General features: G+C 71.3%; 14 protein-coding genes. 7 read left to right on the top strand and 7 right to left on the bottom strand.

Annotated elements, in window-relative coordinates; translation table 11 throughout:
* The first annotated feature begins 59 nt into the window (after positions 1-59).
* From ABD908_RS12645 to ABD908_RS12620, 6 genes are all read left to right on the top strand, one after another.
* A complete protein-coding gene (locus ABD908_RS12645) occupies positions 60-1718 on the top strand; it encodes a cell division protein PerM (protein WP_344996042.1) in 1659 nt (552 codons plus the stop codon).
* Between the two features lie 60 nt (positions 1719-1778).
* Positions 1779-2453: a phosphoribosylglycinamide formyltransferase gene (gene purN, locus ABD908_RS12640; protein ID WP_385923519.1), complete on the top strand. Its 675-nt coding sequence runs from the start codon at positions 1779-1781 to the stop codon at positions 2451-2453.
* Complete coding sequence (gene purH / locus ABD908_RS12635; RefSeq protein WP_344996039.1) at positions 2450-4006, top strand: bifunctional phosphoribosylaminoimidazolecarboxamide formyltransferase/IMP cyclohydrolase; 1557 nt, start codon at positions 2450-2452, stop codon at positions 4004-4006. Before purN ends, purH begins: the two co-directional genes overlap by 4 nt.
* An 875-nt stretch (positions 4007-4881) precedes the next feature.
* Complete coding sequence (locus ABD908_RS12630; RefSeq protein WP_425584376.1) at positions 4882-5754, top strand: SCO6745 family protein; 873 nt, start codon at positions 4882-4884, stop codon at positions 5752-5754.
* A 175-nt stretch (positions 5755-5929) separates the two neighbouring features.
* Positions 5930-7309 (top strand): sigma 54-interacting transcriptional regulator, encoded by a 1380-nt coding sequence (locus tag ABD908_RS12625; protein ID WP_385923522.1) that lies wholly within the window; start codon positions 5930-5932, stop codon positions 7307-7309.
* Between the two features lie 18 nt (positions 7310-7327).
* The gene (locus ABD908_RS12620) at positions 7328-9307 is read left to right on the top strand and encodes a VWA domain-containing protein (protein WP_344996030.1); all 1980 of its coding nucleotides are present in this window, start codon (positions 7328-7330) and stop codon (positions 9305-9307) included.
* A gap of 4 nt (positions 9308-9311) precedes the next feature.
* On the opposite strand, the gene ABD908_RS12615 is transcribed toward ABD908_RS12620, so the two are convergent.
* The 7 genes from ABD908_RS12615 to rpmB form a co-directional block, all read right to left on the bottom strand.
* Positions 9312-9887, bottom strand: coding sequence for a DUF1707 SHOCT-like domain-containing protein (locus tag ABD908_RS12615; protein WP_344996027.1), 576 nt, complete (start codon positions 9885-9887; stop codon positions 9312-9314).
* A gap of 107 nt (positions 9888-9994) precedes the next feature.
* Positions 9995-10891: a hypothetical protein gene (locus ABD908_RS12610; protein ID WP_344996022.1), complete on the bottom strand. Its 897-nt coding sequence runs from the start codon at positions 10889-10891 to the stop codon at positions 9995-9997.
* Positions 10892-11064: 173 nt separating this feature from the next.
* On the bottom strand, positions 11065-12000 hold the full coding sequence (locus ABD908_RS12605) for an AEC family transporter (RefSeq protein ID WP_344996019.1): 936 nt from the start codon (positions 11998-12000) through the stop codon (positions 11065-11067).
* Positions 12001-12031: 31 nt separating this feature from the next.
* Positions 12032-12280, bottom strand: coding sequence for a 30S ribosomal protein S18 (gene rpsR, locus ABD908_RS12600; RefSeq protein WP_344996016.1), 249 nt, complete (start codon positions 12278-12280; stop codon positions 12032-12034).
* A 10-nt stretch (positions 12281-12290) separates the two neighbouring features.
* On the bottom strand, positions 12291-12596 hold the full coding sequence (rpsN, locus tag ABD908_RS12595) for a 30S ribosomal protein S14 (RefSeq protein WP_344996014.1): 306 nt from the start codon (positions 12594-12596) through the stop codon (positions 12291-12293).
* A 22-nt stretch (positions 12597-12618) separates the two neighbouring features.
* Positions 12619-12783, bottom strand: a complete 165-nt coding sequence (gene rpmG / locus ABD908_RS12590; RefSeq protein WP_344996012.1) for a 50S ribosomal protein L33 — start codon at positions 12781-12783, stop codon at positions 12619-12621.
* Complete coding sequence (gene rpmB / locus ABD908_RS12585) at positions 12784-13020, bottom strand: 50S ribosomal protein L28 (RefSeq protein ID WP_344996009.1); 237 nt, start codon at positions 13018-13020, stop codon at positions 12784-12786. It lies immediately after the preceding gene.
* 51 nt (positions 13021-13071) lie between these two features.
* Here rpmB and ABD908_RS12580 point away from each other — a divergent pair.
* On the top strand, positions 13072-13696 hold a 625-nt coding region (locus ABD908_RS12580), incomplete at its 3' end, for a GTP-binding protein (RefSeq protein ID WP_344996006.1).

The raw sequence follows: 13696 nt of genomic DNA, 5'->3' as shown, positions 1-13696 counted from the left end.
GCGACGCAGCTGCGTCGTTCCTCACGTGCGGCGCGCCTGATCGACTCGCGCGGTGCGCGATGACATCGTGGGGTGCGATGAACATCCGCCCCGCCCGCCTTCGCCCGATGGGCGATGCCCGCTCCCTGTTCGCCGTCGCCTTCGGTCCGTCGATGGTGACGCTCGTCGTGGTGGCGGTGGTCGGCACGCTGGTGATGGTCACCCAGCAGTCGGATCTGGCCGCCGCGTTCGCCACCGTCGCGGAGCTGTGGCTGGCCGTGCACCAGGTGCCCGTCACCGTCAGCGACATCACCGTCAGCGTCCTACCGCTCATGCCTACGGTGCTGCTGCTGGCCGGAGTCGCTCGGGTGTGCCGGACGGCCACCCGTCCCGGTCGGCCGCTCTCGGAGCTGCGGACGGTGCTGCTGTGTGCGATCGCCGGGCCGGTGCTGTTCACTGCCATCGCCCTGGCGGTGGTCAACGACGCGACCGGCACGTTCACCGTGGGCACCCCTCCGCCGCTCGCCGCGTTCCTCTACACGGTGGGTGTCCACCTGCTGGGCGCTCTGATCGGGCTGGCTCCCGCGTACTGGCGCGAGATCGGTGACCTGCTGCGCATCCCACGGTGGATGGACGACGTGGTGGTGGACACCGCCCGGGCACTGGCCGCGTTCGCGGTGGCGGGGGCCGCGATCGTCGTGGTGCGCCTGGCTGTGCAGTGGCACACCGTGGCAGCGCTGGTCGAGACGGGCAACGGCGGTGTCGGAATGTTCTGCCTGACCGTCTTGTCGATGCTGTATCTGCCCAACGTGATGCTCGGCGCCGCTGGGATCACCGTGGGTGCCGGCGCGCAGGTGGGGCCCGTCGCCGCGAGCCTGTTCTCGGCCGCGCCGGGTCAGGTCCCCGCGGTGCCGATTCTGGCGGTGCTGCCCGGCGGGGAGGCGCCGCACTACCTCCTGGTGTTGCTGCTGGTCCCAGCTGCGGTCGCCGTCTCGGTGGGGCGTCGCTGCGCGGCGCGCGAATACGAGGTGTGGCCGGTGTTGCGCGCGCTGGTTCTGACCGCGCTGCTGACGGCGGCCGGCCTGGCTGCGATCACCTGGGTCGCCGGCGGCGAACTCGGCGGCATCGGGCACGCGGGGGTGGACCTGCCGCAGTTGTTCGGGTTCACCTTCGCCTGGATCGCGCTGGTCGGTGCGCTCACCGCGCTCGCGGTGCAGCAGTTCGGCGACACCCGCGCCGTGCGCGCGACCCGCCGTAGCGAGGAGGCCGTGGCCGGCCCCGCCGGGTACGCGACCTACAGCGACGAGGCCGAGCCGGTCGACGACGAGGTTCCGGTCGGATCCGTGGCCCACCGCGAGGGGGCCCCCGAGGAGACCGGCGTCGCCGGTGGCGGCGGCGAGCTGGACGGCGCAGCCGAGCCCGACGATCACGCAGCCGAGCCGGAGTCCGCGCGCGAGCCCGCGCCCGAGTCCGACGCCGACGAGTCCGACGACGACACAGGCGATTTCGATGCCGTGAGCGACGAGCCGACCGAGGACCTGCGCCCGACCCGGGTGCCGGTCGTCGTCGACCCGCCGCGCGCGGAACGTCCGGAGCGCCGTCCCGAGCGCGGAACTCGGCCGGCACTGTCGGCGGGGCGGCCGGCGGGCCGTCGAGCATCGTCTGCGGCCGGGCGCTCCGGCCGTGACCAGGTGGTCTCCGATGTCGAGGAGCTGGACAGCTACACCTTCGGCGAGTGACCACACGCGAGGCGGTGCAGACGGGGCCGCGGCCGGCACCGTCGGCCGCGGCGACTACCCTTGCCCGGTACTGCCCGTTCCCCGAGGAGACCTCCGCTGGACACCCCACCCGTCACCGTCGTGCCGCCGTGTGCGCCCGCTCGGATCGTCGTCCTGGCGTCGGGGACCGGCTCGCTGTTGCAGGCGCTGCTCGCGGCGACCGCGGCACCGGGCTACCCGGGCTCCGTCGTGGGCATCGTCGCGGACCGCGACTGCCGTGCCGTCCACATCGCGGCCGAGGCGGGCCTGCCCGCCACCGTCGTACGTCTCGGTGACCATCCGGGCCGGGCCGCGTGGGACGATGCGCTGCTCACCGCGGTCGACGGGCTGGCACCCGACCTGGTCGTCGCGGCGGGCTTCATGAAGCTCCTCGGTCCCGGGTTCATCCGGGCGTACGGTGGCCGGGTGATCAACGCACACCCCGCGCTGCTTCCCGCCTTCCCCGGGGCGCACGCGGTGCCGGACGCGCTGGCGTACGGCGTCGCCGTCACTGGATCGACGGTGCACCTGGTGGACGACGGGTTGGACACTGGGCCGATCCTCGCGCAGGAGCCCGTCGCGGTGCAGGCGGGCGACACCGTGGAGACCCTGCACGAGCGGATCAAGGTCGTAGAACGGCGGCTTCTAGCCGAGGTCGTCGCCGACGTGGCCGTGCGCGGCTACACCCTGGAAGGACGAAAGGTCACACTTCGATGAGCAGCATCCCGTTCAAGCGCGCCTTGATCAGCGTGTATGACAAGTCAGGGTTGGTGGAGCTGGCGACGGGGCTCGCCCAGGCGGGCGTCGAGGTCGTGTCGACCGGCTCTACCGCCAAGACCATCGCGGATGCGGGTGTGCCCGTGACGCGAGTCGAGGACCTGACCGGTTTCCCGGAGTGCCTCGACGGCCGCGTCAAGACCCTGCACCCGCGGGTGCACGCCGGCATCCTCGCCGACACCCGGCTGCCCGAGCACGTGCAGCAGCTCAAGGAACTCGGCGTGGAGCGGTTCGAGCTCGTGGTGGTGAACCTCTACCCGTTCACCGACACCGTCGCGTCCGGGGCGACTGAGGACGAGTGCGTCGAGCAGATCGACATCGGCGGGCCGTCGATGGTGCGTGCCGCGGCCAAGAACCATCAGTCGGTGACGGTGATCGTGTCGCCCGACGACTACTCCGCAGTGGTCGACAACGCACGCGTCGGATTCCCGCTGGAGCAGCGGAAGGCGTTCGCCGCGAAGGCGTTCCGGCACACTGCCGACTACGACGTGGCCGTCGCGACCTACATGACCGATGTGGTGGCGCCGCAGCCGACCGACGGACCCGGCGCCCGCTTCCCGCTGTGGATGGCCGGTACGTGGAACCGCTCGAACGTGCTTCGGTACGGCGAGAACCCGCATCAGGAGGCCGCGCTGTACGTGACGCAGGGCGGCCTCGGGCTGGCCGAGGCGCAGCAGTTGCACGGCAAGCCGATGAGCTACAACAACTACACCGACGGTGACGCCGCGTGGCGCGCCGCGTGGGACTTCGTCGACCCGGCGGTGGCGATCATCAAGCACGCCAACCCCTGTGGGATCGCGATCGGCAAGGACGTCGCGCAGGCACATCGGCGCGCCCACGCCTGCGACCCCGTGTCGGCGTACGGCGGCGTGATCGCGGCCAACCGCGAGGTGAGCATCGAGATGGCCGAGCAGGTGGCGGACATCTTCACCGAGGTGATCATCGCGCCCGGGTATGCAGACGGTGCCCTCGCCTCGCTGACCCGGAAGAAGAACATCCGCGTGTTGCTCGCGCAGCCGCCGGTCCTGAGCACCGAGGTCAAGCAGATCTCCGGTGGACTGCTGCTGCAGGACTCCGACAAGGTCGACGCCCCCGGCGACAACCCGGAGAACTGGACGCTCGCCACCGGGGAGGCTGCCGACGAGGCCACCCTTGCCGACCTCGAATTCGCCTGGCGGGCGGTTCGTTCGGTGAAGTCGAACGCCATCCTCCTGGCGTCGCGCGGCGCCTCGGTGGGCGTGGGCATGGGGCAGGTCAACCGGGTCGACGCGGCGCAGCTCGCCGTGAATCGCGCCGGTGACCGCGTCGTGGGCTCGGTGGCCGCGTCCGATGCGTTCTTCCCGTTCCCCGACGGCCCGCAGATCCTGATCGACGCCGGCGTCAAGGCGATCGTGCAGCCGGGCGGCTCGATCCACGACAAGGAGGTCATCGAGGTCGCCCAGGAGGCGGGCGTGACGATGTACTTCACGGGGACGCGCCACTTCGCGCACTAGGGCACTCGCTCCTGTGGTCGCCCACCCGCGGATTCCGCGACTGGGCGACCACAGGTGTCTGCGGGGTGGAACCGCACCCGGGGCTGGTGCGTCCAATTGGTATGGGGGACCAACCTGCCACGGGACGACGACGGCGCTCCGCGGCTCGGCGGAAGACATATGCGGCGCTTCCCGCCGATCACGACGGCGTCGTATCGTCGGCACGACTGCGCGGTATCGGGCTCGATCACGATGCGATCGGGCACCGGCTGAAGGCCGGCGAGCTGATCCGCTGCGGGCCGGGCGTGTACCGCTCCGCGATGCATGAGCACTCCGAGCGGGCGCGACTGCGAGTCTGTGCGCTGTTGGCCGGTGGCGTCCCGGACTGCCGCGCCGCGCTGTTCTGGCACGGGGTGTCCGACGACCTCCCGCCGACGGTGACCGTCACGGTCCCGACGGGGCGGCGGCTGAGGGACCCCGGTTCGTACCGGATCGAGACCCGGCGGCGGTGGCTGGACCCGGGCGATATCGTCGAGGTTCAGGGCCTTCCGGTGACAGCGCTGGGTAGCACCGGCCGACCTGCAACAGCGGTGCGGCGCACATGGATCCGAACCCATCGGTCGGGTGTCGGAGCCGCCCGTCGCCGGCGACCATCGTCATCCGGCCGGCCGTGCTGACGTCCTCGGGCATGGGCCCGTTCCATCGGATGCGCTCGGCGAGCGTGTTCGAGACGACCACGTAGTTCGCATCCGCGGAGTCGCGCGAGATCGTCGGCGTGCTCGGGTGGCCGCCCGACTGCATCTGCGACTCGCCGAACGTCTGCGTCGCGATACCCTCGACTGCGTCCGATCGTACGACGGTTGACAGCGGCGACGGCGTCCGGCGACGGTTGGGGTATGACGCTCACCCCCGCCCAGACCGCACGCACCGCGTACGAGACACTCGAGCCGTATCACGTCGTCGCCTACTTCAACCCGGCGATCCACGTGGCGGCCGCGGAACTCGGCCTCGACGGGCATGCCTTCTATGTCGGCGCGCGGGGGGCGCCGCTGGGGGAGTGCGCTGCGGCCGTGGTGGCGGCGACGTTCTACAACTTCTCGCCGGCGCTGATCGCGGTCGCCTGGCGGAACGCCGTCGCCGTCGGCCTGGCCGAGATCGACGACGCCCGCTACACGATGCTCGACGAGCAGTACCGGGCGATCCTCGGTGCGATCGGCCCGCCGGTCGAGGAAGTGGCGCGCGGGCTCGGGCGGCTGGTCGATGAGCTGCCGCTGACCGGTCGGCCCCTCGCGGCAGCGTGGGCAGGTACGCCCGTACCGGATTCGCCGTCGCTCGCGCTGTGGCGACACATCTCGGTGCTGCGGGAGTGGCGCGGCGACAACCACATCGCCGAGCTGATCCGGCACGGCCTGGACGGCATCGACGCGGGCACCTTCCACGAGGCCGGGCTTCCCGACGACGCCGGCATCCGGCGCAGGACGCTGGGCCGGCGGTTCTATCAGGGCACCCGGGGCTGGTCCGACGGCGAATGGGACGCCTCGGTGGATCGGCTGGCCGCGCGCGGACTGGTAGAGCGCGTCGACGGTGACGCGGGGCACCGGCTGACCGCCGACGGGCTGCAGCTGTACCGCGAGATCGAGGCGGGCACCGACGTGGTGACGGGCGCCGCGTTCGCCGGGCCCGACGCGGCGGCACTGATCGAGCGTGCCCGGCCGGTGGTGAAGGCCGTGATCGACGCCGGAATCCTGCCGGGGACGAAGCGGCGCTGATCGGCGTCGACGGCGAGCGGGGGACGCTCCCGGGAACGGGGGATCCGCTCCCGCGCGAGTGGTCTCTCGGCCGGCGTACACCGGGTCCGGGTGTTCACCGGGGCCGGGCGTACACCGGCTGCGGGGCGAACTCGTCGCGTGGCCGGTACCCGGGGCCGGGCGTAGCGTGGTTCGGGTGAGCGATGCACGACCAACGACCCTCGGCGAGCTGAGGGCATCCGGCCACGTCTACCGCGGCGTCAAGGACGAGATCCGACACAATCTGATCAGCGCGCTGCGATCGGACAGTAATCCCTGGGAGGGGATCCAGGGGTTCGACGACACCGTCATCCCCCAGCTCGAACGGGCGCTGCTCGCGGGCCACGACGTGGTGCTGCTCGGCGAGCGAGGCCAGGGGAAGACCCGGCTGATCCGGACGCTGGTGAACCTGCTCGACGAGTGGACCCCCGTCATCGACGGCGCCGAGCTGGGCGAGCACCCGTACCACCCGATCACCCCGGCCTCGATCCGCCGGGCCCGCGAGCTGGGCGACGATCTGCCCGTCGCGTGGCGGCACCGCAGCGAGCGGTACTCCGAGAAGCTCGCTACCCCGGACACGTCCGTCGGCGATCTGGTCGGCGACGTCGACCCGATCAAGGTCGCCGAGGGGCGCAGCCTGGGCGACCCCGAGACCATCCACTTCGGCCTGATCCCGCGGGCCCACCGCGGCATCGTCGCCGTGAACGAGCTGCCCGACCTCGCGGAGCGCATCCAGGTGGCGATGCTCAACGTGATGGAGGAGCGCGACATCCAGGTGCGCGGCTACACCCTGCGGCTGCCGCTGGACGTGCTGCTGCTGGCGTCCGCCAACCCCGAGGACTACACCAACCGCGGCCGCATCATCACGCCGCTCAAGGACCGCTTCGGCGCCGAGATCCGCACGCACTACCCGATCGATCTCGACGATGAGGTGGCCGTGATCGACCAGGAGGCCGACATCGTGGCGACGGTGCCGGCCTACCTCACCGAGGTGCTGGCGCGGTTCACGCGTGGGTTGCGCGAGTCGTCGTCGGTGGACCAGCGGTCGGGCGTGTCGGCGCGGTTCGCGATCGCCGCTCAGGAGACCGTGGCCGCGGCGGCGCTGCACCGCGCCGTGCTGGGCGGCGAGGATCTGCCGGTGGCGCGGGTCGTGGACCTCGACACCGTGATCGAGGTGCTCCGCGGCAAGGTCGAGTTCGAGGCGGGTGAGGAGGGCCGCGAGATCGCGGTGCTGACCCACCTGCTGCGGCGGGCCACCGCCGAGGCCGCGCGCGAGCACCTGGGCGGCCTCGACCTGGGTCCGCTGGTCGCCGCGCTCGAGCAGAGCGGCCCGGTGGTGACCGGGGACGAGGTGACCGCCAAGGAGCTGCTCGAGGAGCTCCCCGAGGTGACCGCGCTGGCCGCCGTGTACGAGCGGCTCGACGCGCAGTCCGACGGTGAGCGGGCGGCCGCCGCGGAGTTCGCCCTGGAGGGGCTGTATCTGGCGCGGCGGATCGGCAAGGAGTCCGACTCGTCGGGCCAGACGGTGTACGGCTAGGGCGGGTCAGGAGAGATCATGGCCAGACACCACCGCCTGCAGCGCTACAGCCGCTACACCGGCGGCCCCGATCCGCTCGCGCCGCCGGTGGACCTGCGGGACGCGCTCGACGCGATCGGCCGCGACGTGATGGAGGGCGTGTCGCCCCGGCGCGCGCTGCAGGAGTACCTGCGGCGCGGCTCGAAGCAGCAGCGCGGCCTGGACAGATTGGCCGAGCAGGTGCATCGGCGTCGGCGGGAGCTGTTGCAGCGCAACAACCTCGGGAAGACGTTCGAGGACATCCGCAGGTTGCTCGACGATGCGGTGCTCGCCGAGCGCAAGGAGCTCGCGCGGGCGCTGGACGACGACGCCCGGTTCCAGGAGATGCGGCTCGAGGATCTGCCACCGTCGACCGCGCAGGCGGTGCGGGAGCTGAGCGATTTCGAGTGGCGCTCGCCCGAGGCGCGCGAGAACTACGAGAAGATCAAGGATCTGCTCGGCCGGGAGCTGCTGGACCAGCAGTTCGCGGGCATCAAACAAGCGCTCGAGAACGCGACCGACGAGGATCGGCAAGCCGTCCAGGACATGCTGGACGATCTGAACGAGCTGCTGGACAAGCACAACCGGGGCGAGGACACGCCCGAGGACTTCCAGCGGTTCATGGACCAGCACGGCGAGTACTTCCCCGAGAACCCGCGCACCGTCGACGAGCTGATCGATTCGCTCGCCCAGCGTGCGGCCGCCGCCCAGCGGCTGCGCAACAGCCTCACCGACGAGCAGCGTGCGGAGCTGGATCAGCTGGCGCAGAGCGCATTCGGTACGCCCGGGCTGGCTCAGGCGTTGGACCGGCTGTCGGGGGCGCTGCAGCAGGCGCGTCCCGGCGAGGACTGGTACGGCGGCGAGCAGTTCGAGGGCCGGCAGGGCATGGGGCTCGGCGACGCGACCGGCGCCATGCAGGACATCGCGGAGCTCGACGCTCTCGCCGACCAGCTCGCCCAGCAGCACGCCGGCGCGGCGATGGAGGACATCGACGTCGACGCGCTGGCCCGGCAACTCGGCGACGAGGCCGCGGTCGACGCCCGAGCGTTGCAGGAGCTCGAGCGCGCGCTGCGCGACGCCGGCTACTTCGAGCGGGCTCCCGACGGCGCACTCCGGCTGTCTCCCAAGGCGATCCGTCAGCTCGGGCAGTCGATCCTGCGGGACATCGCGGGGCAGATCAGCGCCCGCGGCGGGGAGCGGCAGACCAACCACGCCGGCGTCATCGGGGAGCCGACCGGGGCTTCCCGGGAGTGGCGGTTCGGCGACACGCAACCGTGGGACACGACGCGGACGGTGTCGAACGCGGTCCTGCGGACCGCCGGCGCGGGCCGGATCGGGGCCCCCGACGGTGGCGTGCGCGTGCGGCTCGACGCACGGGACATCGAGGTGGTCGAGACCGAGGCGAGATCGCGGGCGGCGGTGGCGCTGCTCGTGGACACCAGCTTCTCGATGGTGATGGAGGGCCGCTGGGTCCCCATGAAGCGCACGGGCCTCGCGCTGCACCAGATGATCTCGACCCGGTTCCGCGGTGACGAGCTGGCGCTGATCGGTTTCGGGCGGCACGCGCGGCGGCTCACCGTCGGCGAGCTGACCGGGCTCGACGGGGTCTACGAGCAGGGCACCAACCTGCACCACGGGCTGCTGCTGGCCGCCGAGCACTTCCGCAAGCACTCGTCGGCGCAGCCGGTGCTGCTGGTGGTGACCGACGGTGAGCCCACGGCGCACCTCGAGCCAGACGGTGAGGCGTATTTCGGCTACCCGCCCCAGCCGCGGACGTTGGCGCTCACGGTGCGAGGCTTCGATCAGGCGGCGGCCCTGGGCGCGCAGACCACCATCTTCCAGCTCGGCGACGAGCCGGTGCTCACGCGGTTCCTCGACTCGGTGGTGCGGCGCGTAGGGGGGCGGCTGGTGAGTCCGGACCTCGACGGGCTCGGCGCGGCGGTGGTGTCCGACTACCTGCGATCGCGGCGCCGGCGCTGATCCGCTACTTCTGGATCACGTCCACACCGCCCCAGAAGGCGATGCCGCGCACAGTGATCCGTGGCCCGGCGGGATCGCCCAGGCCCGGGTTCTTGTGGCTGAACGCGCCCATCACGCCGACCCCGGGTACGTGCACCGTCGCCGCGGCGGGCAGCACGATCTTGATGCCTCCCATGATTGCGACGGCGGTGATGGTGACCTCGGGCGCGGTGAACGTGGCCTCGGACAGGTCGATGTCGGCGCCACCCCAGAACGCCACCACGCTGTGCCCGGCGCCGACGGCGATCGGGCCGCGGACCTTGGCCTCGCTCATGACCGCCACCTTGGTGGTGAGCATCGGGAGGGCGACGTGACCCCGCGCCGCGGGAGCGGGTGCCGGCCCGGCGAGCGGGAGATCGGCGACCAACCGGTCGAGGTCGCCGTACGTGCGGGCCTCGACGGCACCGTGCGACCGCTGCTCGTACTCGGCGAACGAGATGCGGCCCGTGCCGAGCGCATCGGACAGCAGGCTCATCACGAGAGTGCGGTCGTCGTCCGATGCCCGGAGCCGGTCTCGGTTGGTCGCGGGGAGATCGCCCATGCTCCCAGCGTAGTGAGCCCGTCCACACCGGGCCCGGAGACGACCGCGGCCCGGGTGCGACGGGGATCGTCCGTCGCACCCGGGCCGGGTGTTGCGCGCGGCTGGTGCTAGATCAGGCGGCCGACGACCGGCAGCCGCTTGAGCAGCAGGGCGATGCCCGTCGGCTGCTTGTGCCCTTCGGGCTTCTTCGCGGCGGGCTTGTCCTCCGACTTCGCGGCTTCGACCTTCTTGGTCTCCTTCGCCGCAGCCTTCTTCGGCTCGGGCTTCGCGACCTCTGCCTTCTTCGGCTCGGGCTTCGTCGGCTCGGCCTGCTTCGGCTCGATCGTCGCCGGGGTCTTGCCCTTGGCGGCCGCATCCTTCTGCTCGGCGATCGGGGTGATCTTGGCGTCCTTGGCCGGAACCTTCGCCGCAGGCTTGGCGGGGGCCTTGGCTGCGGGCTTCGCCGGCGTCTTGGCGGCTGGCTTCGCGGCGGGCTTGGCCGCGCTCTTGGCGGGGGTCTTCTTCGCCGGAGTCTTCTTGGCGGCCGGCTTGGCTGGCGCGGGCTTCGCGGGGGCGCCGTCGGCGCCCAGGCCGACGAGCGACCACGCGTCCTCCCACGCGGCGACATCGTCGCCGGTCACCGCGAACTGCGTGTTGGCGGTGACCTCCTTGCCGGGGTTCTTCGCCTCCCATGCGCCGATCAGCTTCGCCACGAACTTCGCGTACTCGTCGGCGGCCACCAGCGCGACCGGCGCGCCGTCGGCGAGATCGATCAGGGCCCACACGTCGGCGCCCGCCTTGCCGGCGATCGACTCGGTGCGACGGGCCTGCCACTCGTCCTTGCCCGTGGCCTTGATCCGCACGGCGGTGCTCTTCCCAGCGGCGGTGACGGTGACGATCTTGACGCTCCCGCGCGCCGTCACCTCGGCCTCGCCGCCGCGTGCCTCGACGGCGGCGACGAACGACTCGACCGCGCGTGCAGTGGTCGACGCGGCCGACCCCGATGGCGTGCTCTGGTTCGCCATGTGTAGTCTCCTCATCCCATCTGTAGGCGACGCGAGGTCGCCGGGTGTGGGGTCATTAACCCATGAGTAGGGGCCGTTTCCCAAGCCGAAACGGCGACGGTCACGTGAATGTGACCTGGTCGTAAGGTGTGGCATCGAAGTGATCTGTGGCGCGTATCACCGCTGCGAAGGACTCACGTGAGCAGCGCCGCCACGCCCATGATGACGGGGATCGCGAGGGCGGTGGTGATCAGTCCGGCGTCGCGGGCGAGGGTCACGGCCCGGTTGTAGCGCAGCGAGTACACCAGCACGTTCTGGGCGGTCGGCAGCGCGGCGGTCACCGTCTGCGCGAACAGTGCGTGGCCGGTCTGGCCGAACAGGAATCGTGCCATCGCCCAGGCCACCAGCGGCATCGCGGCCATCTTCAGCGCGCAGGCGAGGACGGTGTCGCGGCGCGGCGAGTCGCCCTTCGCGAGCACCCGGACGCCGCCCAGCGACAGGCCGAACACCAGCAGGGCCAGTGGTACCGATGCGTCGCCGAGCAGCTGGACCGGACTCATCAGCCAGTTCGGCGGGTGCCACCCCATGAGGGAGATCGCCAGCCCGACCAGCGCCCCGACCACGATCGGATTGGCCACCGGGGTGATCGCGGTGCGCCACGTCGGTACCGTCCGCCCCTGGCCGCGGCGCTCGGTGACATCGAGCAGCGTCAGCGCGATCGGTGAGAACACCAGGATCTGAAACAGCAGCAGCGGAGCGACGTACGAGGTGTCGTGCAGCACGAACACCGCGATGGGGATGCCGAGATTGGAGCTGTTGGTGTAGCTCGACGCCAGCGCGCCGATGGTCGCCACGCCGAGCGTGCGCCGCCACAGCAGGCGCGCGATGCCGTAGTGCAGCGCGGCGATCACCAGCGCCGCCGCCGACGACACCACGAGGCGGTCCGAGAACAGCACCGCGACATCGGTGGTCGCGAGCTTGTCGAGCAACAGTGCGGGTGTGAGCACGTAGAAGACCAGGCGGGAGAGCACCTGCTCCGGTTGTTCACCGAGGACGCCGGTGCGGCCCGACACGTAGCCGATCACGATCACGATCGCGATCACCGCGAACCCGGCCAACACCCCCGTCACAGTCGATCACGCTACCGGCCGGGTGGCACGCTCAGCGCTGCCCGCTGCTGTACGGCAGTAGCGCCATCTCCCGTGCGTTCTTGATGGCCACCGCCACCTGTTTCTGCTGCTGCGGCGTCAGGCCCGTCACCCGGCTGCCGCGGATCTTGCCGCGCTCGGTGAGGAACGTCCGCAGTAGTACCGAGTCCTTGTAGTCGACCTCGGTGACGCCCTTCGCGAGCAGCGCGTTGCGGCGCGCCTTCGGTGCCTCGCGGGGCTTCTCAATGCGCTTGCGCGCCATCGTCTTCCTCCTACCAACTGGACTTGCGGACGCCGGGCAGCTGTCCGTCGTGGACCATCCCGCGCAGCCGGACCCGCGAGAGGCCGAACTTGCGCAGGTGCCCGCGCGGGCGGCCGTCGACGGCGTCGCGGTTGCGGACCCGGGTGGCCGAGCTGTCGCGCGGCAGCCGCGCGAGGGCGACGACGGCGTCGTGGCGCACGTCCGGCGCGGTATCCGGGTGCGCGATGACGGCCTTCAACTCGGCCCGCCGCTCGGCGTACTTCTCGACGAGTCGCTTGCGGCGCTCGTTCTTGGCGATCTTCGCCTTGGTGGCCATCAGTGTTCCTTTCGGCTGTGTTTCATCGTTCCTCGCGGAAGTCGACGTGCCGCCGCACCACCGGGTCGTACTTACGCAGCACCATGCGGTCGGGGTCGTTCCGGCGGTTCTTGCGGGTCACATACGTGAAACCGGTGCCCGCAGTGGACTTGAGCTTGACGATCGGGCGGATCTCGTTGCGCGCCATCTAGACCTTCTCCCCGCGCGCGACGATCTCGGCGACCACGGCGTCGATGCCGCGGCGGTCGATGGTCTTGATGCCCTTGGTCGAGACCCGCAGCGTGACGGTGCGGCCCAGGCTGGGCACGTAGTAGCGGCGTCGTTGGATGTTGGGGTTCCACCGTCTGTTGGTACGGACGTGTGAGTGCGAGACCGACGTGCCGAAACCCGGCACCCGCCCCGTGACCTGGCAGTGTGCGGACATCTACCCTCCTCGATATTGGTAATGAATTCCGTTAGTGCTACCGTAGCGCAAATGGAAACGGTTACCAAAAAGACGCCGCTGGTGCTCGTCACCGGGGTGGGAGCGGCCGTGCGCGCGGCCGAGCTGGCCGCGCCCGGCACCGTCGTCCTCCACCACGATCTGACCGGTGTGGCGGAGGGGCTCGTGGTGCGCACCGAGACGACGTGGCTCGGGGATCGCCCGGACCAGCGCATCAGTGTGGTGGCGCTGGCGCACGGCTGCGTCTCGTGCACGCTGCGTGAAGACCTGCTGCCGCTGCTGCGGACGATGCATCGCAGGTCCGGGGTCACGCGGATCGTGCTCGCGCTGGACCCGGTGCTCGAGGCCGAGTCCGTCTGCGACGCGATCGACCACGTGGCGGTCGACATGGTCGGCGAGGTCTGTGGGCCCGCCGGCCGGGATGTCGAGGTGGTGGCGGTGATCGGCATCATCGACGCGGCGACCTGGCTGGACGACGCTCTCGGCGAGGAGGAGGTCGGCGAGCGGTACCCGACATCGTCGGACGACGACCGCACCCTCGCCCAGCTCGCCCTCGCGCAGGTGGCGTACGCGGACGCGGTCGTCGTCGCGGGCGACGCGCCCGACCCGGCTCGGTTGCGCGCCGTCGTCCGCCGGCTCGCGCCCGGCGTGCCGATCT

The sequence above is a fragment of the Tsukamurella soli genome (genome assembly GCF_039541155.1).
Taxonomy (GTDB): domain Bacteria; phylum Actinomycetota; class Actinomycetes; order Mycobacteriales; family Mycobacteriaceae; genus Tsukamurella; species Tsukamurella soli.
Note: the sequence above shows the minus strand (reverse complement) of the source record. Positions and strands in the feature narration are given on the sequence as shown.